General features: G+C 61.7%; 24 protein-coding genes. 9 read left to right on the top strand and 15 right to left on the bottom strand.

Annotated features, from left to right (window positions below; translation table 11 throughout):
- Positions 1 to 4 precede the first annotated feature (4 nt).
- The 4 genes from potH (at position 5) to rlmC (ending at position 3,593) form a co-directional block, all read left to right on the top strand.
- A complete protein-coding gene (gene potH, locus RE418_RS22555; RefSeq protein WP_038629107.1) occupies positions 5 to 967 on the top strand; it encodes a putrescine ABC transporter permease PotH in 963 nt (320 codons plus the stop codon).
- Entirely contained in the window at positions 964 to 1,809 is an 846-nt protein-coding gene (gene potI, locus RE418_RS22550) for a putrescine ABC transporter permease PotI (RefSeq protein WP_025302238.1), read from the top strand. The genes potH and potI overlap by 4 nt, the downstream gene beginning before the upstream one ends.
- A gap of 104 nt (positions 1,810 to 1,913) precedes the next feature.
- Positions 1,914 to 2,393: a YbjO family protein gene (locus RE418_RS22545; protein WP_049205956.1), complete on the top strand. Its 480-nt coding sequence runs from the start codon at positions 1,914 to 1,916 to the stop codon at positions 2,391 to 2,393.
- Between the two features lie 69 nt (positions 2,394 to 2,462).
- Entirely contained in the window at positions 2,463 to 3,593 is a 1,131-nt protein-coding gene (gene rlmC, locus RE418_RS22540) for a 23S rRNA (uracil(747)-C(5))-methyltransferase RlmC (RefSeq protein WP_089180725.1), read from the top strand.
- Positions 3,594 to 3,625: 32 nt separating this feature from the next.
- Here the strand turns inward: rlmC and artJ (RE418_RS22535) are convergent, their stop codons facing one another.
- The 6 genes from artJ (RE418_RS22535) to RE418_RS22510 form a co-directional block, all read right to left on the bottom strand.
- Positions 3,626 to 4,360 (bottom strand): arginine ABC transporter substrate-binding protein, encoded by a 735-nt coding sequence (artJ, locus tag RE418_RS22535; RefSeq protein ID WP_015377297.1) that lies wholly within the window; start codon positions 4,358 to 4,360, stop codon positions 3,626 to 3,628.
- Positions 4,361 to 4,559: 199 nt separating this feature from the next.
- Positions 4,560 to 5,228, bottom strand: a complete 669-nt coding sequence (gene artM / locus RE418_RS22530; RefSeq protein ID WP_025302241.1) for an arginine ABC transporter permease ArtM — start codon at positions 5,226 to 5,228, stop codon at positions 4,560 to 4,562.
- A complete protein-coding gene (gene artQ / locus RE418_RS22525) occupies positions 5,228 to 5,944 on the bottom strand; it encodes an arginine ABC transporter permease ArtQ (protein WP_025159684.1) in 717 nt (238 codons plus the stop codon). The genes artM and artQ overlap by 1 nt, the downstream gene beginning before the upstream one ends.
- A 9-nt stretch (positions 5,945 to 5,953) precedes the next feature.
- The gene (gene artJ, locus RE418_RS22520; RefSeq protein ID WP_060447493.1) at positions 5,954 to 6,685 is read right to left on the bottom strand and encodes an arginine ABC transporter substrate-binding protein; all 732 of its coding nucleotides are present in this window, start codon (positions 6,683 to 6,685) and stop codon (positions 5,954 to 5,956) included.
- Between the two features lie 32 nt (positions 6,686 to 6,717).
- Positions 6,718 to 7,446, bottom strand: coding sequence for an arginine ABC transporter ATP-binding protein ArtP (gene artP / locus RE418_RS22515; RefSeq protein ID WP_038884338.1), 729 nt, complete (start codon positions 7,444 to 7,446; stop codon positions 6,718 to 6,720).
- A gap of 264 nt (positions 7,447 to 7,710) precedes the next feature.
- Positions 7,711 to 8,253, bottom strand: a complete 543-nt coding sequence (locus tag RE418_RS22510; RefSeq protein WP_043137760.1) for a lipoprotein — start codon at positions 8,251 to 8,253, stop codon at positions 7,711 to 7,713.
- Positions 8,254 to 8,412: 159 nt separating this feature from the next.
- On the opposite strand from RE418_RS22510, the gene RE418_RS22505 reads away from it, so the two are divergent.
- Positions 8,413 to 8,736, top strand: a complete 324-nt coding sequence (locus RE418_RS22505; RefSeq protein WP_004928400.1) for a heavy metal-binding domain-containing protein — start codon at positions 8,413 to 8,415, stop codon at positions 8,734 to 8,736.
- Positions 8,737 to 8,785: 49 nt separating this feature from the next.
- Here RE418_RS22505 and RE418_RS22500 read toward each other — a convergent pair whose 3' ends face one another.
- Positions 8,786 to 10,300, bottom strand: a complete 1,515-nt coding sequence (locus RE418_RS22500) for a DUF3300 domain-containing protein (RefSeq protein ID WP_060447491.1) — start codon at positions 10,298 to 10,300, stop codon at positions 8,786 to 8,788.
- A gap of 185 nt (positions 10,301 to 10,485) precedes the next feature.
- On the opposite strand from RE418_RS22500, the gene RE418_RS22495 reads away from it, so the two are divergent.
- Positions 10,486 to 11,322 carry an N-acetylmuramoyl-L-alanine amidase gene (locus RE418_RS22495; RefSeq protein ID WP_089180726.1) on the top strand — a complete coding sequence of 279 codons (837 nt, stop codon included), beginning with the start codon at positions 10,486 to 10,488 and terminating at the stop codon, positions 11,320 to 11,322.
- Here the strand turns inward: RE418_RS22495 and RE418_RS22490 are convergent, their stop codons facing one another.
- Both RE418_RS22490 and RE418_RS22485 read right to left on the bottom strand, forming a co-directional pair.
- The gene (locus RE418_RS22490; protein ID WP_060447487.1) at positions 11,323 to 12,333 is read right to left on the bottom strand and encodes an NAD(P)-dependent oxidoreductase; all 1,011 of its coding nucleotides are present in this window, start codon (positions 12,331 to 12,333) and stop codon (positions 11,323 to 11,325) included. It abuts the gene before it with no gap.
- A 158-nt stretch (positions 12,334 to 12,491) separates the two neighbouring features.
- Positions 12,492 to 13,931 (bottom strand): DUF2867 domain-containing protein, encoded by a 1,440-nt coding sequence (locus tag RE418_RS22485; RefSeq protein WP_025302247.1) that lies wholly within the window; start codon positions 13,929 to 13,931, stop codon positions 12,492 to 12,494.
- Positions 13,932 to 14,082: 151 nt separating this feature from the next.
- Here RE418_RS22485 and RE418_RS22480 point away from each other — a divergent pair, with 151 nt between their 5' ends.
- A complete protein-coding gene (locus tag RE418_RS22480; RefSeq protein WP_049208096.1) occupies positions 14,083 to 14,430 on the top strand; it encodes a DUF1294 domain-containing protein in 348 nt (115 codons plus the stop codon).
- Here RE418_RS22480 and RE418_RS22475 read toward each other — a convergent pair whose 3' ends face one another.
- Positions 14,431 to 15,258 carry a MurR/RpiR family transcriptional regulator gene (locus RE418_RS22475; protein WP_025302249.1) on the bottom strand — a complete coding sequence of 276 codons (828 nt, stop codon included), beginning with the start codon at positions 15,256 to 15,258 and terminating at the stop codon, positions 14,431 to 14,433.
- A 167-nt stretch (positions 15,259 to 15,425) separates the two neighbouring features.
- Between RE418_RS22475 and RE418_RS22470 the strand changes: the two genes are divergently transcribed.
- Entirely contained in the window at positions 15,426 to 16,982 is a 1,557-nt protein-coding gene (locus tag RE418_RS22470) for a PTS transporter subunit EIIC (protein ID WP_049205971.1), read from the top strand.
- Positions 16,979 to 17,674, top strand: coding sequence for an N-acetylmannosamine-6-phosphate 2-epimerase (locus RE418_RS22465; protein ID WP_049205972.1), 696 nt, complete (start codon positions 16,979 to 16,981; stop codon positions 17,672 to 17,674). Before RE418_RS22470 ends, RE418_RS22465 begins: the two co-directional genes overlap by 4 nt.
- 29 nt (positions 17,675 to 17,703) lie before the next feature.
- Here RE418_RS22465 and ltaE read toward each other — a convergent pair whose 3' ends face one another.
- The 5 genes from ltaE to RE418_RS22440 form a co-directional block, all read right to left on the bottom strand.
- Positions 17,704 to 18,720 (bottom strand): low-specificity L-threonine aldolase, encoded by a 1,017-nt coding sequence (gene ltaE / locus RE418_RS22460; protein WP_049205974.1) that lies wholly within the window; start codon positions 18,718 to 18,720, stop codon positions 17,704 to 17,706.
- 75 nt (positions 18,721 to 18,795) lie between these two features.
- On the bottom strand, positions 18,796 to 20,517 hold the full coding sequence (gene poxB / locus RE418_RS22455; protein WP_049295331.1) for a ubiquinone-dependent pyruvate dehydrogenase: 1,722 nt from the start codon (positions 20,515 to 20,517) through the stop codon (positions 18,796 to 18,798).
- 199 nt (positions 20,518 to 20,716) lie between these two features.
- Positions 20,717 to 21,718, bottom strand: a complete 1,002-nt coding sequence (hcr, locus tag RE418_RS22450; RefSeq protein WP_089180731.1) for an NADH oxidoreductase — start codon at positions 21,716 to 21,718, stop codon at positions 20,717 to 20,719.
- Between the two features lie 56 nt (positions 21,719 to 21,774).
- Positions 21,775 to 23,424, bottom strand: a complete 1,650-nt coding sequence (gene hcp / locus RE418_RS22445; RefSeq protein ID WP_089180732.1) for a hydroxylamine reductase — start codon at positions 23,422 to 23,424, stop codon at positions 21,775 to 21,777.
- A 181-nt stretch (positions 23,425 to 23,605) separates the two neighbouring features.
- The gene (locus tag RE418_RS22440; RefSeq protein ID WP_025302256.1) at positions 23,606 to 24,502 is read right to left on the bottom strand and encodes a lysine exporter LysO family protein; all 897 of its coding nucleotides are present in this window, start codon (positions 24,500 to 24,502) and stop codon (positions 23,606 to 23,608) included.
- Positions 24,503 to 24,606 lie beyond the last annotated feature (104 nt).

Here is a 24,606-nt window from a genome sequence, read left to right as displayed (position 1 = left end):
CCATATGACCCTGCTTTCTGAACGCACGCCGGAGCCGCCGGCCAAAACGCCCGGCACCCTCAAGGCGCTGTTCCACCGCCTGCTGATGGCTCACGGCCGCAAGCTGGTGATCGCATTGCCGTATTTATGGCTGACGCTGCTGTTCATGCTGCCGTTCCTGATCGTGTTCAAGATCAGCCTGGCGGAGCTGGCGTTGGCGGTGCCGCCTTACACCGAGTTGATGAGCTGGGTGGACGGCAAGCTGAACATCGCGCTCAACTTCGCCAACTACCTGCAACTGACCGACGATCCGCTGTATATCGACGCCTATCTGCAGTCGCTGCGCGTGGCGGCGGTCTCGACGCTGTGCTGCCTGATCATCGGTTATCCGCTGGCCTGGGCGGTGGCCCACAGCAAGGCGTCGACCCGCAACATTCTGCTGCTGCTGGTGATCCTGCCTTCCTGGACCTCGTTCCTGATCCGCGTCTATGCCTGGATGGGGATCCTGAAAAACAACGGCATTCTGAATAACTTTCTGATGTGGCTGGGGGTGATCGACCAACCGTTGGTGATCCTGCACACCAACCTGGCGGTGTATATCGGCATCGTTTATTCCTACCTGCCGTTTATGGTGCTGCCGATCTACACGGCGCTGATCCGGCTGGATTACTCGCTGGTGGAGGCGTCGCTGGATCTGGGCGCCCGGCCGCTGAAAACCTTCTTCAGCGTAATCGTGCCGCTGACGCGCGGCGGCATCATCGCCGGTTCGATGCTGGTATTCATTCCGGCGGTAGGGGAGTTCGTGATCCCGGAGCTGCTCGGTGGGCCAGACAGCATCATGATCGGCCGCGTGCTGTGGCAGGAGTTCTTCAATAACCGCGACTGGCCGGTGGCTTCGGCGGTCGCCACCATCATGCTGCTGTTGCTGATCGTGCCAATTTTGTGGTTTCACAAACACCAGAACAAGGAAATGGGGGGGCAGGAATGAACAACTTGCCGGTAGTGCGTTCACCGTGGCGCATCGCCATCCTGACGGTCGGCTTTACCTTCCTGTATGCGCCGATGCTGATGTTGGTGATCTACTCCTTTAATAGTTCCAAGCTGGTGACGGTGTGGGCCGGCTGGTCCACGCGCTGGTATACCGAACTGTTTCACGACTCGGCGATGATCAGCGCGGTGGGGCTCAGCCTGACCATCGCCGCCGCCTCCGCCACCGCCGCGGTGGTGCTGGGCGCCATCGCCGCCGTGGTGATGGTGCGGTTCGGCCGCTTTCGCGGTTCGACCGGCTTTGCGTTTATGCTGACTGCGCCGCTGGTGATGCCGGACGTGATCACCGGCCTGTCGCTGCTGCTGCTGTTCGTGGCGATGGGGCACGCTTTCGGCTGGCCGTCGGAGCGCGGCATGTTCACCATCTGGCTGGCGCATGTCACCTTCTGTACCGCTTATGTGGCGGTGGTGATCAGCTCGCGTTTGCGCGAGGTGGATCGCTCGATTGAAGAGGCGGCAATGGATCTGGGGGCGCCGCCGCTGAAGGTGTTCTTCGTCATCACCTTGCCGATGATTGCGCCGGCGCTGATCTCTGGCTGGATGCTGGCGTTTACCCTGTCGCTGGATGATCTGGTGATTGCCAGCTTCGTCTCCGGCCCGGGCGCCACTACGCTGCCGATGCTGGTGTTCTCCAGCGTGCGTATGGGGGTGAATCCGGAAATTAACGCGCTGGCCAGCCTGATCCTGCTGGTGGTGGGCATTCTCGGCCTGATCGCCTGGTGGTTTATGGCGCGCTCGGAAAAACAGCGATCGCGTGAATTGCAGCGGGCGGCCCGTAGCTGAATCGTAACAAACCTGCTATTTTTGCAATCAATAAGTATTGCAACTAACTACCTGACTTTACATGCGCCATCTGTATTGGTGGCGCGTCGTAGCGGAACACGGATATGTCAGACATGCTGAAAAGCGGGCAGGGAATGAGATCGACTTCGGATGCGCCGGTGCCGGTGATGGTGGCGGGCACCGCCATGGTGGCGATCAAGTGTATCAGCGTGGTGTTGTTGTTGGGCGAACTGGGCGTCGACGGCGCACAGGAGTTCGTTAACACCAGCGCGCAGGCGTGGGATTCTACCTTTATCTTTCTGGCCGGCCTGATGCTGCTGTGCCTGCAAATCAGCTGTGGCTTTGCGGTGATGCGCGGCCGCAACTGGGGACGCTGGGGCTATGTGGTCTGCCAGTGCATCGTGGTGCTTTACCTGCTGTTGGCCACCATTGGCAGCGTCTTCCCCGAGGTGTTCACCGTGGAGGGGGAAACCAGCGGCCAAATCCTGCACGTTCTGATCCTGCAAAAGATCCCCGACGCGGTGATCCTGGCGTTGCTGTTCGTTCCTGCCGCCAGCCGCCGCTTCTTCACCGTGCGCAAGTGAGATTTTAGGCGTGCGGAGTGGTAAACTCTGCGCCCTTAATTCGTCATCCTGAACTTCACGGTAATCTTCATGCATTGCGCTTTGTATACGGCGGGTACCTGCCGTTCCTGTCAGTGGCTGGAAAAGCCCTATCCGCAGCAACTGGCTGACAAACAGCATCACCTGCACTCGCTGCTGGCCGGGTGCGACGTCGCGCAGTGGCTGCAGCCGATGGCGGGGGAGCTGAGCGCATTTCGCAATAAAGCCAAGATGGTGGTCAGCGGCAGCGTGGAGCGCCCGCTGCTCGGCATGCTGCACCGCGACGGCACGCCGGTCGATCTGAGCGACTGCCCGCTGTATCCCGCCGGCTTTGCGCCGATGTTTGCGGTGCTGAAAAGCTTCATCGCCCGCGCCGGCCTGACGCCGTATAACGTGGCGCGCAAACGCGGCGAGTTGAAATACCTGCTGCTGACCGAAAGCACGCTCGACGGCGGCGTGATGCTGCGTTTCGTGCTGCGCTCGGAAACCAAGCTGGCGCAGCTGCGCGCTGCGCTGCCGTGGCTGCAGCAGCAGCTGCCGCAGCTCAAGGTGATCTCCGCCAATATTCAGCCGGTGCACATGGCGATCATGGAAGGGGAGCGCGAGATCGCGCTGACCGAACAGCAGGCGCTCGAGGAACAGTTCAATCAGGTGCCGTTGTTCATCCGCCCGCAAAGCTTCTTCCAAACCAACCCGCAGGTGGCCGCCGAGCTGTATGCCACCGCCCGCGACTGGGTGCGCGCGCTGGGTATCGACAGCATGTGGGATCTGTTCTGCGGCGTCGGCGGTTTCGGCCTGCACTGCGCGCAGCCGCAAACGCAGCTGACCGGCATCGAAATCAGCGCGGAAGCGATCGCCTGCGCGCGCCAGTCGGCGCAGCGGTTAGGGTTGTTGCACGTAGATTTTCAGGCGCTCGACTCCACCCGCTTCGCCACCGCCGAAGGCCAGGTGCCACAGCTGGTGCTGGTTAACCCGCCGCGGCGCGGCATTGGCCAGGCGCTGTGCGACTACCTGAGCCGGATGGCGCCGGACTATATTCTCTATTCCAGCTGCAACGCCGAGAGCATGGCGAAAGATATCGAGACGTTGCCGGGGTACCGCATCGAACGGGTGCAGCTGTTCGACATGTTCCCGCATACCGCGCACTACGAAGTGTTGACGCTGCTGGTGCGGCGTTTATAAAACATAAGGCCCGGTTATCCGGGCCTTATTGCTTATTGCGGGAACCATTTGTCGTTGATGGCCTTGTAGGTGCCGTCGGCCTTGATGGCGTCCAGCGCGGCGTTCAGCTTGGCCAGCAGCGCCTGGTTGTCGGGGCGCACCGCGATGCCGAGGCCGGTGCCGAAGTATTGTGCATCGGTGATGTGCTCGCCGACCGGCGCCAGCTGCGGGTTGGTTTTCAGCCACTCGTTCACCACGGCGGTGTCGCCGAACACGCCGTCGATACGGCCGTTTTTCAGCTCCAGAATGGCGTTCTGGTAGCTGTCGTAAGAGACGGTGTTAATCTCCGGGTGCTTGTCCTGCATGTATTTCTGGTGGGTGGTGCCGTTTTCCATGCCGAGCTTTTTGCCTTTCAGATCCGCCAGCGAGCTGAACTTGCCTTTTTGCGCGATCACGATCGCCGAGTTGGCGTAGTAAGGCTGGGTGAAAGCGACCTGTTTGCTGCGTTCCGGCGTGATGTCCATACCGGAAATCACCGCATCGTATTTCTTGAATTTCAGCGCGGCGATCAGGCTGTCGAACGCCTGGTTGGTGAAGGTGCACTGCGCCTGCATCTGTTTGCACAGCGCGTTGGCCAGATCGATATCGAAGCCGACGATCTGGTTGTTGGCGTCCAGCGATTCGAACGGCGGGTAGGTGGCGGAGGCGGCGAAGCGGATGGTCTCGGCCGCGGTGGCGTTAAAGGTCATCCCGGCCAACATCGTCGCGGCAAGCAGCAGTTTTTTCATGCGTAGAGCTCCTGTCTGGATCCTGAAAGTGATTATTCGCTATCGTTTGTTTTTACTGGTAATCGCCAGAGTTTTTTGCGTGTGCGCCTGCTGATAACCCTGCCACTGAGTGAATTAAAATGCAATATAAATGATTAAATATTGCCGCAGAGATAAAAAAAGCCCCGCACGATGGCGGGGCTCATGGGGAGAGGCGGTCTCAGTTGCGGCGCTCAAACGCCAGCGCGCGGCGCTCCACCAGCCGCATCAGCAGCGTCAGCAGGCCGTTGACGCACAGGTACACCAGGCCCGCGGCGCCGAACACCATGACGTCGTAGGTGCGGCCATACATCAGCTGGCTGTAGCCCATCACTTCCATCAGCGTGATGGTGTAGGCCAGCGAGGTGCTTTTGAACACCAGCACCACTTCGTTGGAATAAGACGATAGCGCGCGTTTGAAGGCGAACGGCAACAGGATGCGCAGCGTTTGCCGGCGCGACATGCCCAGCGCTTCGCACGACTGCCACTGCCCGGCGGGAATGGCGCGCACCGCACCGTAGAACAGCTGCGTGGTGTAGGCCGCGCTGTTCAGCGCCAGCGCAATCATCGCGCACAGCCAGGGCTGCGACAGCAGGTTCCACAGCCACGGGTAGTCGCGGATCGCCGGGAACTGGCCGGGGCCATAGTAGATCAGGAAGATCTGCACCAGCAGCGGCGTGCCGGTGAACAGCGTCACGTAGATCTTGACCAGCGGCGTCAGGATCGGCGTTTTCAGCGTCAGGATCACCGTCAGCAGCAGCGACAGCAGCAGCGCGACGATCAGCGCGGCGACGGTCAGGGTTAGGCTGGTGTGCAGCCCTTTGAGGATTTCCGGTAAATACTCAATCATCAGACCGGCCCCCGCTCAAAGCGCGTGGCGCGCAGCTCAATGCGTTTGATGACGTATTGGCTGAACAGCGTCACCAGCAGGTAGATGGCCGCCGCGATCACATACCAGGTAAAAGGCTCCTGGGTGCGGGTGGCGATGCTCTTGGTTTGCAGCATCAGATCGTTCACGCTGATCAGCGACACCAGCGCGGTGTCTTTCAGCAACACCAGCCACTGGTTGCCGAGGCCGGGCAGGGCGTGGCGCCACATCTGTGGCATGATCAGGCGAAAGAAGATCGCCGCCTTGCCCAGTCCCAGCGCCTGGCCGGATTCCCACTGCCCCTGCGGCACCGCTTTGAGCGCGCCGCGCAGCGTCTGCGAAGCGTAGGCGGAATAGAGCAGGGCCAGAGCGATCACCCCGCACAGGAACGGACTGACTTCGAAATTGTCTATCGCCAACTGAATCGGCAACTGGAACAGACCGAGGTTGAGGGTAAAGCCGTCGGAGAGCATCAGCAGCAGCTGCGACGAGCCGAAATAGATAAACAGCACCACCAGGATTTCCGGCAGGCCGCGCAGCACGGTCACCCAGGCGGTGCCGAGCCAGCTGACCGCTTTCCAGCGGGACGATTCCCATACGGCGAACAGCATCGCCAGAATCAGCCCGAGGATCAGGGCGCAAACGGCAAGGCCGACGGTCATGCCGGCGGCGCTTGCTAAAGGTTGTAATTCATTCATCGGGGCGTATTACTGCTGGAACCATTTTTTGTAGATGGTTTCATAGGTCCCATCCTGCTTAATCTTGTCCAGAGCGGCATTGAACTTGCCCTGCAGATCGGTATTCTTCTGGCGCACCGCGATGCCGAGGCCGGTGCCGAAGTAGTCTTTATCCGTCACTTTGTCGCCCACTGCCGCCAGCGCGTCATTCTGCTTCAGCCACTCGTTGACCACCGCGGTATCGCCGAACACCGCATCAACGCGGCCATTCTTCAGATCCAAAATGGCGTTCTGGTAGCTGTCGTAAGGCACGGTGGTGATTTCCGGGTGCTTGTCGGTCAGGTATTTCTGGTGGGTGGTGCCGTTTTGCACGCCCACCTTCTTGCCTTTCAGCGCCGCCACGTCGGCGATTTTGCCTTTCTGCGCGATGAACAGCGCCGAGTTATCGTAGTACGGCTTAGTGAACAGCACCTGCTTTTCACGTTCCGGCGTAATGTCCATGCCGGCCATGACCGCATCGAAACGCTTGAACTTCAGGCTAGGGATCAGGCTGTCGAACGCCTGGTTGGTGAAGGTGCACTCGGCCTGCATCTCTTTGCACAGTGCGTTGGCCAGATCGACATCAAAACCCTGAATCTTGTTGCTGGCGTCAATAAATTCAAATGGAGGATAGGAGGCTTCGGTAGCGAAACGGATGGTTTCGGCTGCGGAGGCGGAAACGCTGATGCCGGCCAGAACGGCGGCGATTATTAGTTTTTTCATCGCAAAATCCCCAAATTACAGCAAGTTAATTGTTAGTGTGATAAGTAGTTGGCAAACTCGGTGGTCCGCGGCTGCGTAAAGTGGCTGCTGTCGCCTTGCTCCACCACGTGGCCGTTTTCCATGTACACCACGCGGCTGGCGGTTTTGCGCGCCACTTCCACTTCGTGGGTGACAATCACCTGAGTGATGCCGGTGCCGGCCAGTTCGCGAATGATGCTGACGATCTGAGCGGTGATTTCCGGATCCAGCGCCGCAGTCGGTTCATCGAACAGCAGCACCTGCGGTTCCATCATCAGGGCGCGGGCGATCGCCACGCGCTGCTGCTGGCCGCCGGAAAGGTGCAGCGGGAAGCGATCGGCGAAGTCGGTCAGGCGCAGACGCTTGAGCAGCTTGTCGGCGCGCTCCATCGCCTGAGCCTTGGTCAGACCCAGCACGCGGCAAGGCGCCTCGATCAGGTTCTGAACCACGGTGAGGTGAGGCCACAGGTTGTATTGCTGGAAGACCATGCCGACGTTTTGGCGCAGTTCGCGGATGGCTTTCTCGCCCGGCGCCTGCTTGAAGTCGAATTGGTTGCCGGCGATCTGCAGTTGGCCCGAACGCGGCATTTCCAGCAGGTTCAGCACCCGCAGCAATGAACTTTTCCCGGCGCCGCTTGGGCCAAGCAGCACCAGGGTTTCCCCGGCTGGACAATCCAGCGTGATGTCAAACAGCGCCTGGTGAGCGCCGTAATAGCAATTGATACCGTTAAGTTGAATACTCATGCGCCAGAATTGAATAGACATTGATGCCGCAAATGTTAACTTCCACAGAATACTTATGCAATCTTTGTGCGTTAAAATTTATGAGTGTGCGGCGGGACAGTAAAAGATTAGCACAAGATACCGCGACTCAGGCCGAGGGAGGGGATTTGTGGCGCAGGCTGTGATATCGGTAGCGAAATTTTTTCTATTGGACGAAATTTGAGCTGTTGACTGACGGCGGGGATGACCGACGCGGCAAGCCCGCGTCGGCCAGGGTATCGCGGGTTACTGGTTTTCCAGCACCTGGCGCACGCTGCCGTTGGTGGCGTGTGCTGGAACATTCAGGTAGCGAATATCATCAACCACCCAGCAGGTACCTTCGCGCACCATCAGCACTTCGTCCTGCCAGTTCACGGTGCTGTTGGCGTCTTTTTGATAGCTTAAGTCGACGCGCAGCGGAATGTTTTTCGCATCGGTGTTAGGAATGGTCGAGGCGCTGGCGACGGAGGCGCTGCTTGGCCCTTGCGCATTGCCGGAGAACAGATCGCCGGTTATCCGGTGCTTGCCCGGGTTCTGGCCGGCGCTGACCAGATCCTGATACAGCACTTTGCTCAGATAGGGCTGCAGCTGCGCCAGGCGGTTACTGTCCGGCAGGCCGGCGCCCTGCTGGATGTGCAGGTCATAGAACTTTTGCGCGACCGTATCCGGGCCGCCTTCCACACAGCTGCCGCTGCGAGTGCCGATATCCTTGTATGCCGGTTCCACCGTGGTACAGGCACTCAGCAACAGCGCTAAGGGTAAAACAGCCGCAATCGTTTTTGTTTTCATCTTATTACCTTATGTGAAAGTCTCTACCATGAAGACCGATAGCTTACAGTATAAATGCGTTTTTTGGCCTTGCATTCGTACTGCGTGCCATTGATTAAGCGAACATAACGCCAATCTTCTGGTCATAGATACGTTGAATTAATCAAACAAGGAGTTCTGATGCAGCTTTCAACTACCCCGACCCTGGAAGGGTTCACCATCACCGAATACTGCGGCGTCGTCACCGGCGAAGCGATCCTCGGCGCCAACATTTTTCGTGATTTCTTCGCCGGCGTGCGCGATATCGTCGGTGGCCGCTCGGGCGCTTATGAGAAAGAGCTGCGCAAGGCGCGCTTGATTGCGTTCGAAGAGCTGGAAGATCAGGCAAAAGAGCTGGGCGCCAACGCGGTGGTCGGCATTGATATCGATTATGAAACCGTAGGTAAAGACGGCAGCATGCTGATGGTGACCGTCAGCGGCACCGCGGTGAAAGTCAGCCGCTAACGCCATTCTCCGCGCCCCGGCCGTTCCGCCGGGGCGACATCCTGTAGGTTCATCCCACCTTGTGCTGATCGACGATCGGGCGGTGTTCCTGCGGTTTCACCGGCGCCGGCGCTTGGCGATGCGGCATCGGCTGAACGGGCGGCTGATGGATCTGCGGCGCCGGGGCAGGATGCGGCATGATGCGCGCTTGCGGCACTGCCAACGGGCGTTCTATCGTCGGATGCTGTGGCGCTGCCGGTTCACGAACTATCGGCGGCGCAGCGTGCGGCGCGACCTGAACCTGTGGCCGCACGGCGGATGGATGCACTGGCGCGGCGGTCTGCATCGGAGGCGTCCGTACCGACGCAGCATGCACGGCCATCGGCTGCTGCGCGTGGGGCGCTGCCGGCGCGGTATGCGTGAACGTCGGCATGCTCCTCGGTTGTTGCACATGGGGCGCGTTGACCGACTGTTGCACGTGCGGCGCGGCCGCTACCGGCTGGGTGTGTGCAAAGGTTGGCAGGGTCATCGGCGCATGGGCCGCAGGCGCGACGCGCGGCTGCGCGTTAGGCGTCGGCGGGTTGAAATGCGGCGTCGGTGCGGCGGTCGTATTGTTGTAGTTATTCACTGTATGGGTGCTGCGATTCACATTGTTCACGTTGTTATATTGATTGATGTTGGTGACGCGATTCACCACGGTGGTGGAATGCGATACGTAGGGCGCATCGCGGTAGACCACCGGTTGGCGTCGATCGTCCCAGCGCATATCCCAGTTGTGCCAGCCGCTGTTGTGCTGATTGAACAATGAGGCGACCGCAATGCCGACACCGAAGCTGATCACGCCGGCCGCCAACATGTCGCCGCCGCTGTAGCCCGAAGGTTGATACCGATAGCTCGGATAGGCTGGGATCGGCGTGCCGTAGGCCACCCAGGGATCGTAATGTGGGACGTAAACCGTATCCGGCTGGCTGGGTTCGATGACGATGGTTTCGCCCGGCGCCGCTACCACGCGCTGGCGATCGGGCTGCTGCTCAACGTAACGGGTGGTGGGGGCCACGACGATGCGCTGCTGCGGGGTGTTTTTCAGCGTGCCTTGGCTGGCCGCCCGTTGACGCATCACCTGAATGGCGTTCATCACGTCGGTGGGATCGTTCAGGTAGGCGCTGCCCAGGGCGGTGGTCCAGGGGATGTTTTTCGCCATTTGATCGAGCACGTCGGGGAATTGCACCAGGCCGCGCACGCTGGGATCCCAGGGCTGAGCGTCGGCCGCCGAGCTGAGCGCCGCCGGTTGCAACCCGCGGTTTTGCGCCAGCCAGGCATCCGCGGCGTTGATTTGGTCAGGATAACCCGCGCCGGCCAACACCTGCGCCAGCAGCTTGTCGGGGAACAGCGCCACCGGGCTGACCAACTGGTACAGCTGGTCGGCAGTCAGCGGCGTATAGGCCGGCGTACTGGCACTCGCGATGGGCGCGGCCGGGGACGGTGCGCTTGCCCCCATCGCGTCAGCGACTTTTTGCCGATCGCAGCCGCTGAGCGGCAGCATGGCGGCACAGAGCAACCAGGACAGATAGCGTGGCGTCAACATGTTCGACTCCGCTCTTTCGGCGCAGATGATACTTTGAGACTATCATGGGCGGGAAAGGCCGCCAGTCGGGAGCAACACTCGCTTGCACATCGGCGTTGTCTGTCATCATTTCTCGACGAACGTGATGATTGGATACAGGTCAATCGCGTCGCGTTACATCTCACGGACGTCAATCAGGAGGATAAGTGAAAATTTGGCCAGGGATCATCACCGCCGCGCTGTTGGCGGGATGCCAAAATCCGCAGCAGGACACGCTCGTCGATCGTGGCGCTTACCAGCTCGAAACCTTGCATCAGGCGCAGGGCGCCGATCGGCGCATTCGGTTTCTGGTGATGCACTATACGGCGGAAGACTTTCATTCATCGCTGAAAACGCTGACCGATGAACACGTCAGCGCACACTACCTGTTGCCGGCGCACCCGCAGCGCGAACACGGCAAACCGACGGTGTACCGGCTGGTGCCGGAAGCGATGCGTGCCTGGCATGCCGGCGCCAGCGTCTGGCGCGGCCGCAGCAACCTCAACGACACCTCGATCGGCATCGAAATCGTCAACAAGGGGTTCACCCGCAGCATGCTGTTCACCCATTGGCAGCCTTATACGGCGGAGCAGATCGCCGTGCTGATCCCGCTGAGCCGCGACATCATCCAACGCTATGGCATTCAGCCGCAGGACGTGGTGGGGCACAGCGACATCGCGCCGCAGCGCAAACAGGATCCCGGCCCGCTGTTCCCCTGGCGGCAGCTGGCGCAGGCCGGCATCGGCGCCTGGCCGGATGAACGGGACGTGCAGCGGTTGCTGGCGGGGCGCGATCGCCATGCGCCGGTACCGATGGCGCCGCTGCTCGAAAAGCTGGCGCGTTACGGCTACGCGATCGACCCGTCGTGGGATGCGCGGCAGCAGCGCAATGTGCTGGCGGCATTTCAGATGCATTTCCGGCCCGACGATGTTCGCGGTAAGCCGGATGCAGAGAGTGAGGCGATTATCGATGCGCTGCTGGTGAAGTACGGCGCGGCGCGTTGATTACAGGCCGTGCAGTTTGCCGTGATCTTTCAGCCAGCGGGCGGTGCGCGCGATGCCTTCTTCCAGCGAGACGATCGGCTGATAGCCCAGCTCTTGCTGCGCGCGGGTGGTATCGAGCGTGAGGTCGAAGTTGAGTTTGGCGACGCCGTAGTGGGTCAGCACCGGCTCCTTTTCGCTTTTGTTGCCCAGGCGCTCCATGCCGCGCGCCATCATGTCTAGCATCGGGTAGGGGACGGAGCGGATGTGGCACTTCATGCCCAAATCGTCGATCAACTGCTGCACCACGGTGCGAAGCGGACGCGGCTGCTGGTTGGTGATGTTGTAGGCGCGGCCGGACGGCGTATCTTCTTTTAGCGTCGCCAGCCACATGGCGTGCACCGCGTTCTCCAGATAGGTCATGTCCACCATCGCCGCGCCGCCGCGCGGCAGCAGCAGGTTGCCGTAGCGTTTGATCATCTGCAGCAACCGCGGCAGCATCACCTTGTCGTGCGGCCCGAACAGGCCCTGCGGGCGCAAAATGGTGAAATGGGTCTGCGGATTGGACAGCGCCAATTGCTGGATCACCTGCTCGCCGGCGGCCTTGCTGCGCGCGAACTCGTTGGCGTAACGCTGCGGGCGAAAGTCTTCGGTTACGTTGCGGTGATGGTGGTAGTCGAAATAGATCGCCGGGGAAGAGATGTGAATGAACTGCGCCACGCCATAGGCCGCCGCCCATTCGCCGAGGCGGCGGGTAGCGCGGACGTTGGCCAGTTCGAAGGCTTCTTCGGTGCCCCAGGGCGAGGTAAAGCTGGAGCAGTGCCACAGCACATCGACGTCCGCCAGCATCGCTTTGGCCTGCGAAGAGATCAGGTTGGTGAGATCGGCATGAATGAACTCCGCGCCCATTTTTTCCAGCAGGCCGCCCATCGCCTGGTTGCGGCCAGTGGCGCGCACTTTGATGCCCTGGCGGCGCAGATATTCAACGGCGTTACGGCCTAACCCACTGGTTGCACCGGTGACCAATACCTTCATAACGGACTCTATTCTCACCCAAAATCGGAATACCGGCGGGCGCTTGCGGCGCTCCCAGCAAATAAGATGCCATTCTTCCGTGATTTCGTGCGCTATGCAATCGGAAAGCCCCGAAGCACAGCGGCAAACTGTGCGGTTGATCGACAAATGAACGGCATTCAGCGCTGTTGGCGGTCCAGGTTCTCGGCCAACGTCGCGATGCGCTTCGCCATGCCGCGAAAAATGAACAGGTGTGCGGGCATCATGGCGAACCAATACAGCAGCCCGCTGAAGCCGGCCGGATGCCACCAGGCGCGCACGTCCAGCGTGCGGCGATCGCCGCGATCGGTAATGGTGAAGCTCAGCCGCCCCAGCCCCGGCGCCTTCATGCCGAACAACAGCGCCAGTTGCCGCAGCGGTTTCAGCGTGATGACTTTCCAACCGTCAATCTCGTCACCCAGCGCCAGGGTCGCGCGCGCCGGGCGGCCATAGACCACGCCGTTGCCGATCATGTCGTCCATGCGGGCGCGGATCCGCCACAGGATATTGGCGTAGAAATAGCCTTCCTCGCCCCCCAACTGCTGCACCGTTTGCCACAGCGCCTGGCTGGAAGCGGCGGTGTCGAGCGAACACCCCGCCTGTTTCGGGTAATAGCCGTAGCCGGGGCGCCAGCGGGCCCGCGCCGCCGGATCGTAGCCCCAGTCGGCGGAATCGACCACCTCCAGTTCGCGCTGCAGCGTGGCGGTGACCGCCTGATCGAAGGTGTGCAGACGTTGCGGGATCAGGGCCTGCAACGGTTTGCCGTCGGCGGGCAGATCGTGCTTCAGGCCCTGGATCAGCGCGCGCGCGATCGGCGTCGGCACCGAGGTGATCAGGCTGATGAACCACACTGAAATCAGTCGCGTCGGCAAGGGGATCGGGATCAGCCAGCGCCGCTTGCCGCTGATGGCGATAAAGCGTTTGAACATATCCTGATAGCTGAGGTATTCAGGCCCGGCGACGTCGAAGATGCGGTGTTCCTCCGCCGGGTGCGCCAGCAGATCGGCCAGGTAAACCAGCAGGTTCTCCAGCGCCACCGGCGAGGACTTCGAGCGCACCCAGCGCGGCGGCGTCAGCACCGGCAGGTTATAGACCATGTCGCGCATCACTTCGAACGCCGCCGAACCGGGGCCGACGATGATGCCGGCGCGCAGCTCGGTCACCGGCACACCGCTCTGGCGCAGGATCTCGCCGGTCAGGCGGCGGGCCGCCAGGTGCGGCGAACTGTCGTCGTTCGGCTGCAGCGCGCCGAGAAAGATCACCTGTTTGACGCAGGCATTGCGTAGCGCGTCGCGCAGGTTTTCCGCCGCCTGGCGTTCCTTCTCGATAAAGTCGTCGCCGTCGCCCATCGCGTGCACCAGATAGTAAAGCGTATCGATTTCCCACAGCGCCGCGCTCAGAGTTTCCGGGCGGTACAGATCGACATACAGGCAGTTGACCTGCGGCCAGTTCTGCTCCTGCAGCCACTCGATGCGCCGCGCGGCGGCGGTAATCTGGTGCCCCTGTTCGATCAGGTGCGGGATCAGGTTCTGGCCTATATAGCCGCTGGCTCCAAGAACCAGTACGCGTTGGGGTGTCATCGGGCCGCCTTGTGCGGTAAGAGGATTGGCAGAACGACAGGATGCCAAATTCAGGGTTTAAATGCACATTTTGTATGGGTATAAGTCGGTTGCATCCATCCTGGCGCAGGTTCACACTACGCGCCCCTTATCGCACGAAAAACCGGATGCCATGAAGCTCAATGTGATTTGTTACGCCCTGCTGGGTCTGGCGCTGATCGCCAGTTTGTTCTCGCCGCATCCGGTGTGGATGTGGTTGGTGCTGGCCAACCTGCTGACGTTTCTGATCTACGGCGGCGATAAGCTGGCGGCGCGCAAAGGGTGGCGACGGGTGCCGGAGGCGACGCTGTTGCTGTTCGGCGCGCTGGGCGGCTGGTTGGGCGCACTGGCGGCACAGCAGCTGTTTCGCCACAAAACCCAGAAGCAGCCGTTTAAAACCTGGTTCATCCTCAGCGTGGCGCTCAATCTGGCGGCGGTGCTGGGGCTGTGGTACTGGGTTTACGGCCGCTGGATCTTCTGACTACAGCAGCAGCGGCAGAGTCGCGCTGGCGGTGGCCTGCATCGCCTGAGCGTAGGCGGGATCGCGCTGAGTCAGTTCGGCGATCATCAACTCCACCAGCAGCATGGCGCCGACCTTGGCCGGCAGGGCGCCAGCGGTCAGCGGCCCTTCCGGTTTAGCCGCCACCAGCAGCGTATCCGCCATCTTGGCCAGCGGGCTGCGTTGGGTATTGCTGACGGCGATCACGCGTGCGCCGCGCCCTTTGGCCAACGTCACCGCATGCAGCACGTCCTTGGTTGAGCCGGAGCTGGAGATGACGATCAGCAGATCCCGCTCACTCAGCGAGGCTGCATTCATCGCCGCCCGGTGCATGTCGCTGAACAGCTGCGCCGGTTTGCCGAGGCGCAACAGCTTGTAGTGCAGGAAGTCGCCGATGATGGCGCTGGCGGCGACGCCGTAAATCTGCACCGAAGCACAACGTTGCAGGCTATCCGCCGCCTGTTGCAGCGCCTGCGGATCCAACAGCGCGCCGGTATCCCGCAGCGCCTGTACGCTCTCTTCCACCAAATTTTCCGCCGCGCTTTGGCGCGTCGCCGCTTCCGGCTGGCTTTGTTGCAAGCTGAGGGCCAGCGCCATTTTAAATTCGGTATAGCCTTTGCAGCCGAGATGGCGGCACAGCCGTGTGACGCTGGCTTCGCTGGTGGCGCTTTCACGCGCCAGTTCGGTGATGGTCAGGTAAACGGCGCGGGAAGGCTCCGCAAGAAGATAGTTGCCGAGCTTTTGCAGCGTGGGGCTGTACCCCGCCAAATCCTGCCGCAGCCGCAATAACAAGTTGCCTGTATTCATCACGTTACCTTTCTGAGTATTCCCGTTTCTATTGTGGCGGAAAGACGCCGCGGCTCGCCAGTGAAATCGACGGATTGTGAAGCCGATCATCGTTATGAATAAAATTTTCATTAAATTAATTTTAATGTGGTAAAAATTTTCATCATAAAAATGATGTCGGGGGAAAATTTATGTCAACACCAGAATTGCCGCGCTCCGGCGGTTGGTTCGAAAAAGCCCAGCTGTTCGGCAAGTCGTTCATGCTGCCGATCGCCGTGCTGCCGGCGGCCGGCCTGCTGTTGGGGATCGGCGGTGCGCTGTCCAATCCCAATACCGTCGAGGCGTATCCCTTCCTCGATGTCGGCTGGTTGCAAAGTATATTTACCGTGATGGCCAGTGCCGGTGCTATCGTGTTCGCCAACCTGGCGGTCTTGTTCGCGGTCGGCGTGGCGGTGGGGCTGGCCAAAAGCGACAAGGGCACGGCGGGGCTGGCTTCGCTGATCGCCTATCTGGTAATGAACGCCACCATCAATGCGCTGTTGAAAATCAACGGTACGCTGGCCACGCAGAACGCGGGCGCGGTGGGGCAGGGAACGATTCTCGGGATCCAGACGTTGGAGACCGGGGTGTTCGGCGGAGTGGTCATCGGTTTGGTGACCTGGTATCTGCACGGCCGCTATAACAAGATGGCGCTGCCACCGTTCCTGGGTTTTTTTGGCGGCTCGCGCTTTGTGCCGATCGTCAGCTCGCTGGCGGCGATGGCGGTCGGTGCCCTGATGACGGTGGTGTGGCCGCATTTCCAACAGTTGATCTTCGGCATGGGCGGTCTGGTAGACGCCAGCGGCTATCTCGGGACCTTTATCTACGGCTTCGTATTGCGCATGCTCGGGCCGTTCGGCCTGCATCACATCTTCTATCTACCGTTTTGGACCACCGCGCTTGGCGGCAGCGAAGTGATCAACGGACAGCTGGTGGAAGGCACACAACGCATTTTCTTCGCCCAGTTGGCCGACCCGAATACTCAGCAGTTCTACATTGGCACGGCGCGTTTCATGTCCGGCCGTTTTATCACCATGATGTTCGGCCTGGTCGGCGCCTGCCTGGCGATGTACCAGAGTGCGCGTCCCGAGAACCGCAAACGCGTCGGCGGACTGTTGCTGTCGGCGGCGCTGACCTCGTTTCTGACCGGCATCACCGAACCTATCGAATTCTCGTTTCTGTTTGTCGCGCCGGCGCTGTACGTGGTGCACGCGCTGTTCGACGGCCTGGCGTTCATGATCGCTCACATCCTGCATATCACCATCGGCCAGACGTTCTCCGGCGGCTTTATCGATTTCATGCTGTTCGGCGTGCTGCAGGGTGAAGCGAAAACCCACTGGATGTACGTCCCGCTGGTCGGTGTGCCTTGGTTCTTCCTGTACTACTTCACGTTCCGTTTCCTGATCCTGCGCTTCAACTTTAAAACGCCGGGGCGCGAGGCGGAAACTGCGCCGGAAGCGGTGATGACGGGCACCGAACGCTCGCAGCAGGTGCTGGCGGCGCTGGGCGGCAAAGAGAATATCGTCGAACTGGATTGTTGCGCCACGCGGTTGCGCGTGACGGTGAAGCAGAGCCGGTTGCTGGACGAAAGCGGGCTGAAGGCCAGCGGCGCACGGGCGCTTATCGTTCGCGGCAACGGTGTTCAGGTGATCTACGGCCCGCACGTCACCATCATTAAAAACGAAGTCGAGGAGTTGTTGGATTTATGACGCTTTCCATTTTGCAGCAGATTGAGGGGCGCCTGGTGGTGTCTTGCCAGGCGCTGGACGACGAGCCGCTGCACAGCGATTTTATCATGTCGCGCATGGCGCTGGCGGCCGAGCAAGGCGGCGCGGCGGCGATCCGCGCCAACGGCGTCGAAGACGTCAACGCTATCATGCGCACGGTGGCGCTGCCGGTCATCGGCATCATAAAGCGCGATTATGCGGGCAGCGACGTGTATATCACGCCGACCCTGCGTGAAATCGATGAGTTGATGGCGGCGGCGCCGCAGATGATCGCGCTGGACGCCACCGGCCACCCGCGGCCGGGGGAGTTGCAGCTGGCGGCGTTGGTCGCCGCGATCCGCGCCAGGTATCCCCGGCTGTTGTTGATGGCGGACATCGCCACTCTGGAGGAGGCGCAAGGGGCCGCCAGATTGGGCTTCGACTGCGTGGGCACCACGCTGTACGGCTATACCGCCGAAAGCCGGGGCGCCCGACTGGCGGATAACGATTTCGGCTTTCTGCGTGCGGTGCTGGCGGCGGTATCGGTGCCGGTCATCGCCGAAGGCAATGTCGAAACGCCGGCGATGGCCGCGCGCTGCCTGTCGCTGGGGGCGCATGCGGTGGTGGTAGGGGGCGCCATTACCCGCCCGCAACAGATCACCCGCCGCTTTGTCGACGCCATCGGCGGGCGATAAGAGGCTCCCCGGCGCACCGGGGAGGGAAATCAGGCGTGCTGCTGAAGAAACTCCCGCCACAGTTCGACCACCCGCTGCAGATCCTGACGGCTGACGTCGAGGTGGGTCAGAATGCGTGTCAGCGGGCCGCTGCTGATCAGCACGCCGCGTTCGCGCATCCACGGACCGAGTTTGGCCGCCAGCGCCGGCGTTTGGCGCAGGTACAGCACGTTGGTCTGCGCGCCGGGTTCGGCGATCTCTACGCCGATCTGCCGCAGCTGTTGCTCCAGCCAGACCGCGTTGTCATGGTCTTCGCGCAGCCGCGCGACGTTATGCTCCAAAGCGTAAAGACCGGCCGCCGCCAGGATGCCGGCCTGGCGCAGCCCGCCGCCGGTCATCTTGCGCCAGCGCAGCGCGCGTTGGATGAAAGCCTCGCTGCCGCACAGCAGCGATCCGACCGGCGCACCCAGTCCTTTCGACAAGCAAATGGTGAAGGTGTCGCAGTATTGCACGATCTCTTTTAGCGGCAGGTTCAGCGCCACGGCGGCGTTGAAGATGCGCGCGCCGTCGATATGCAGCGCCAACTGCCGCTCGCGGGTAAATTGCCACGCCTGCTGCAGGTAGGTCTGCGGCAAGACTCTGCCGCTGATGGTGTTTTCCAGGCTCAGTAGCCGAGTGCGGGCGAAGTGGATATCGTCGGGTTTGATGGCGGCGGCGAGCTTGTCCAGCGGCAGCGTGCCGTCCGCGTCAGCCTCGATCGGCTGTGGCTGAATGCTGCCCAGCACCGCTGCGCCGCCGGCCTCGTATTTATAGTTGTGCGCCTGTTGGCCGACCAGATACTCGTCGCCGCGCTGGCAGTGGCTCAGCAGCGCCACCAGGTTGGCCTGGGTGCCGCTGGGCAAAAACAGCGCCGCCTCTTTGCCCGATAGGCGCACCGCCTCGGCCTCCAGCGCGTTGACCGTCGGGTCATCGCCGTAGACGTCGTCGCCGACCTCTGCCTGAGCCATCGCCTGGCGCATGGCGGCGCTGGGGCGGGTGACGGTGTCGCTGCGTAGATCGATAAGCATAGGGTTCCTGGAATATAAGGGAGAGGAAAAGGGTACATGGCATCATATACCCTTTATTTCACCGGGGCAGCTGGCTTAGCGGAGCCAGTTGGTTTTCGCCAGCTCGACCACTTCGTCGCCGCGGCCGTTGATGATGGCGCGCAGCATGTACAGGCTGAAGCCTTTCGCCTGTTCGAACTTGATCTGCGGCGGCATCGCCAGCTCTTGCTTGGCGGTGACCACGTCCAGCAGCGCCGGGCCGGGATGCGCCAACATCTCCTGCAGCGCGCCGTCCAGATCCGACGCTTTTTCCACGCGGATGCCCTTGATGCCGGCGGCGTTGGCGATCGCCGCGAAGTCCGGATTATGCAGATCGGTGCCGTCGGTCAGGTAGCCGCCGGCCTTCATCTCCATCGCCACGAACCCCAGCACGCTGTTGTTGAACACCACGATTTTCACCGGCAATTTGAGCTGCGCCAGCGACAGGAAATCACCCATCAGCATGGTGAAGCCGCCGTCGCCGCACATGGCGATCACCTGTTTATCCGGCGCGGTGGCCTGGGCACCGATCGCCTGTGGCATGGCGTTGGCCATCGAACCGTGGTTGAACGAGCCGAGCAGGCGACGCTTGCCGTTCATTTTCACGTAACGGGCGGCCCACACCGTCGGCGTGCCGACGTCGCAGGTGAAGATGGCGTCGTCGCTGGCGTACTGGCTGAGCTGCTGCGCCAGATATTGTGGGTGGATCGGCTGGTCGTCGTTGGCGGTCGCCAGCCCGTCGAGCTCCTTGCGCGCATTGCGGTAGTGCTCCAGCGCCTTGTCGAGGAATGCCCGGTCGCGCTTGGGCTCCAGCTGCGGCAGCAGGGCGGTGAGGGTGGTGTGGATATCGCCCACCAGCGCCATATTGACCGGGCAGTGCGCGCCGATGCTGCCGGGGTTGATGTCGATCTGAATGATGTTGGCGTTGGTGGGGTAGAACGCGCGATAGGGGAACTGGGTGCCGAGCAGCACCAGCGTGTCGGCGTTCATCATCGCGTGGTAGCCGGAAGAGAAACCGATCAGCCCGGTCATGCCGACGCTGTAGGGGTTGTCCCATTCGATATGCTCTTTACCACGCAGCGCGTGCACCACCGGCGCCTGCAGCAGCTCGGCCAGCTTGACCACTTCATCGTGCGCGCCGGCGCAGCCGCTGCCGCACATCAGGGTGATGTTCTTCGCCTTGTTCAGCGTTTCCGCCAGCTTGTTCAACTCGCTCATCGGCGGCTGCACCAGCGGCAGCGCCGGGGTATGCCAGGTCAGGGTCGCGTCTTCCGGCGCCATGCGCAGCGCCACGTCGCCCGGTAAGACGACCACCGAGACGCCGCGATTGAGGATCGCCTTGCGCATGGCGATCTCCAGTACGCGCGGCAGCTGTTCCGGGTTGGAGACCAGTTCGCAATAGTGGCTGCATTCGCGGAACAGCTCCTGCGGATGGGTTTCCTGGAAGTAGCCGCTGCCGATTTCGCTGGAAGGAATGTGTGCGGCGATCGCCAGCACCGGCACATGGTTGCGGTGACAGTCGAACAGGCCGTTGATCAGATGCAGGTTGCCGGGGCCGCAGGAACCGGCGCACACCGCCAACTGGCCGGTGAGCTGGGCTTCGGCACCGGCGGCGAAGGCGGCCACCTCTTCATGGCGGGTGCCCAGCCATTCGATGGTGCCCATGCGGTGCAGGCTGTCGCTGAGGCCGTTGAGCGAATCGCCGGTTACGCCCCAAATGCGTTTTACGCCGGCTTGATCCAGCGTTTTGGCGATCAGTGTGGCTACGGTTTGCTTCATGGTTCCCCCAAACATGGTTTGAAAAACGATGTGGACTCGATCCGGTGAGTGGCAGCAGAACAACTGCAAGCATAGCTTACCGGCTGTGAACGAGATGCGGTCAGGAAGGGTAAAGAGCGTAGGACGGGAAGCAGTGTAACTGGGCTGGCCACGGGGAACTTGCCGATAAATGCCCCATCGCGGCGATGGGGCCAGGGGATCACGCCAGCGTGACGTCACCCTGCAACTGGCAACTGCAGGCCAGCACGTAGCCTTGCGCTATCTCTTCCGCGCTCAGCGTCATGGTGCTGGTGGTGGTGTAGTCGCCCTCGAGGATGCGGGTTTTGCACGAGCCGCACACCCCGGCGCGGCAGGCGGCGTTGACCGGCAGGGCATTGGCCTCCATCGCCGCCAGCAGCGTGCTGCCGACCGGCACGCGGAATTCGCGCAGCGGGCGCGCGGCGCGCAGCGTCAGTCCTTCGGTGGCGTCGGCCTGCGCCGTCGGCGTGTGGAACTGCTCTTTATGGAAATGCTCGGCCGGCACGCCGAGCCGGCGACAAAGCTGCTCCACCTGATCCATGTAGGGCGCAGGGCCGCAGGTCATCACCGTGCGTTCGGCGATATCCGGCGCCGCCTGCCGCAGCGTCTGTTCATCGATACGGCCGCTGAGGTAGCCGGGTTGCAGATCCTGCTCGGCCATCAGCGTCAGGCGCAGCTGCGGATGGGCGGCGCACAGCGCGCGCCATTGATCGGCGAAAATCGTGTCGGCGGGGGTGCGTACGTTAAAGATCACGGCGATATCGCAGGCCGGACGGTTAGCGGTCAGCCAGCGGCACATCGAGACGATCGGCGTCACGCCGCAGCCGGCGGCCAGCATCAGATAACGATCGGCCGGGTGGCGCTCGCAGCTGAATTCGCCCTGCGCGTCGGACAGCCACAGCGTGTTGCCGGGCTTGACCTCTTGCGTCAGCCAGCGCGACCCGATGCCGTCCGGCAGGCAGCGCACGCTGATGTTGAGAAAGCGGCTCTGGCCGGGCGAGGAGGAGAGCGTATAGGCGCGCAACGTCTCCTCGCTGTTGCGAATGCTGACCAGCGCGAACTGGCCAGCCTGGTAAGGGTAGAAAACGTCGCAGATCAGGTTCAGCGTCCAGACGTCGGCGGTTTCACGCTGGATGGAATGCACCTGCATGCGGTTCGGGCAAAGCGGAGTGGGTTGAGTCATCGGGGCACCTCAAAAAACAAAGGGGCCGGCGCAGGCGGCCCCATAACGTAACGGCATCAGGCGAGCAGCGCTGCAATATCCTGCTCGACGGTGGTGATCGGACGCAGGCCGAATTTCTCGTTGAGGATCGCCATCAGGTTGTCGGTCAGGAAGCCCGGCGCGGTCGGGCCGGTGACGATGTTTTTCACCCCCAGCGACAGCAGCGTCAGCAGAATGACGATCGCCTTCTGTTCAAACCACGACAGCACCAGGCTGAGCGGTAGCTCGTTGACGCTGCAGCCGAGCGTATCCGCCAGCTTGACCGCCAGCATGATGGCGGAGTAGGCGTCGTTGCACTGGCCGACGTCCAACAGGCGCGGCAACCCTTCTAGCGTGCCGAAGTCCAGCTTGTTGAAACGGTACTTGCCGCAGGCCAGCGTCATGATCAGGCAGTCTTGCGGCACGCTGCGGGCGAAGTCGGTGAAGTAGCTGCGCTCGTCGCGGCTGCCGTCGCAGCCGCCCACCAGGAAGACGTGGCGCAGTTTTTTCTGCGACACCAGGTCGATGACCGTGTCGGCGGCGTTCAGCAGCGTCTGGCGGCCGAAGCCAACGGTGATCAGGTGCTCAATCTCGGTGTAAGGGAAGCCGTTCATGCCCTGAGCCTGGCGGATCACGGCGCCGAAGTCGTCGCCTTCCAGATGGTTGACGCCCGGCCAGCCGACGATACTGCGGGTCCAGATGCGATCGCCGTAGTTGCCGACGTTAGGATCGATGATGCAGTTGGAGGTCATCACGATCGGGCCGGGGAATTTGGCGAATTCCGTCTGCTGGTTCTGCCAACCGCTGCCGTAGTTGCCCACCAGGTGCTTGAATTTTTTCAGTTCCGGATAGCCGTGCGCCGGCAGCATTTCACCGTGGGTGTAGACGTTGACGTTTTGCCCTTCGGTTTGTTCGAGCAGCATGCGCAGATCTTTCAGATCGTGGCCGGAAATCAGAATGGCTTTCCCGGCCACCGGGCGCACGTTGACTGCGCTGGGCTGCGGATCGCCGTAGGCCTGGGTTTCACCGCGATCGAGGATCGCCATCACGTTGAAGTTCATCTTGCCGATGCCCATGGCGTTGTTCAGCAGGGTGTCGACGTCGCGCGGCCGGGTGCCGAGCCAGGCCATAAAGGCGTGGTAGTCGGCATAGAGTTGCTCGTCGAACTGGCCGAGCACGTGCGCGTGTTCCATATAGGCCGCCGCGCCTTTCAGGCCGTACAGGCACAGCATGCGCAAACCGTGTACGTCGTCGCCGACCTCGGCCTTGTCGCTGTTGAGGGCAAACTGCGCCGCCTGCAGCAGCAGCGCAGGCATATCGTTGCCGGCCAGCTGCAGCGCCGCCATCGGGTGATCGACGCGCACGCCGGCATCCAGCAGCCGGCAACGGGCGGCCAGCGAGTCGCGCAGCAGCAGGGTTTCCCGCGCGTAGCCGATGATGCGCTGGGAGTCGAAGTTGACGTTGGTCAGGGTGGAGAAGAAGGCGCGCGGGGCGAAGCTGTCGATCTCGTGGTCGACGATGCCCAGCGAACGCGCCTGCAGCGCCCAGGCGGAGAGTCCCTGCAGCGCCGCCACCAGCAGATCCTGCAGATCGGAGGTTTCCGCCGTTTTTCCGCACATGCCCTGAGCATACGAGCAGCCGTTGCCTGCCGGGGTACGGATGGTTTGTTCACATTGCACACAGAACATAGTCGCTTCCTTTTATTTTTAAAGTTGCATTTATAATGCTTGTTTAAAAGCATAGATCGGCGATCGGGGTTGCAAAAGGCTTTTGTGCGACTACTGCGGGCAAGTTTGATTTAGCGCAATTTTGCCGTGCGGATGGGAATGATTACGCTTTGGGGGCCGGGTAGCCCCCAAGGGAAAAGGATCAGGAGAACAGGGCGATCAGCACCGGCGCCAGCAGGCTCAGCAGGAAGCCGTGCACGATGGCGGGGGGCACCATGTCCAGCCCGCCGCTGCGCTGCAGCACCGGCAGGGTGAAGTCCATCGAGGTGGCGCCGCACAGGCCGAGGGCGGTGGAGCGGCTGCGGCGCACCAGCGTCGGGATCAGCATGATCGCCACCAGCTCGCGCGCCAGATCGTTGAAGAACGCGGCGCTGCCCATCACCGGGCCGTAGGCGTCGGTGATCAGAATGCCGGACAGCGAGTACCAGCCGAAACCGGAGGCCATCGCCAGCCCGGCCTTGATCGGCAACCCCAGCAGCTGCGCCGCCAGCGCGCCGCCGGCCAGCGACGCGACGGTCACCACCAACGCCACCAGCGTGCCGCGGCGGTTGAGCACGATCTGGCGCAGCGTCATGCCGCTGTTGCGCAGCTGAATGCCGACCAGCAACAGCAGGAAGATCAGCGCATATTCGCTGCCTTTATGGGCGAACTGCAGCCATTGCCACTGCGTCAGGCCGAGCAGGAAGCCGCCGAGCACCACGCCGCAAAGCTTGAGCGACTCCAGCGCCATATGCACGCGCGAGGGCAGCTTTTCCTGTTTATGGCTGCTGCGCCACGGCATGCGCCGCTCCAGCAGCGCCAGCAACAGCAGATTGGCGCAGAGAATGCAGAAGAAGAACACCGCGCTGTACTGGAAGATCAGCACCAGGTTACTGCTGAGATCTTCCATAAACGCCAGGCTGATGCCCATGAAAAACAGGATCACGTACACCATCCAGCTGAGCAGCCGGTTGATCAGCACCAGCAGCGGGCGATGGCGTAAGGGAATGAGGTAACCGACAATCAGCGGTAACAGAATAATCAACAGTCCTGAGTACATGGTGCAACGAGTGTCCTTGAGTTTTGATGCGCGCCGAACGGCGGCGAGGAGCACACGCTAACCAAAAGCCCGGCCGGAGTAAAGCGGCAGATTTGACGCTGGCC

This window comes from Serratia sp. szju, from assembly GCF_044594185.1.
GTDB lineage: Bacteria > Pseudomonadota > Gammaproteobacteria > Enterobacterales > Enterobacteriaceae > Serratia > Serratia bockelmannii.
Note: the sequence above shows the minus strand (reverse complement) of the source record. Positions and strands in the feature narration are given on the sequence as shown.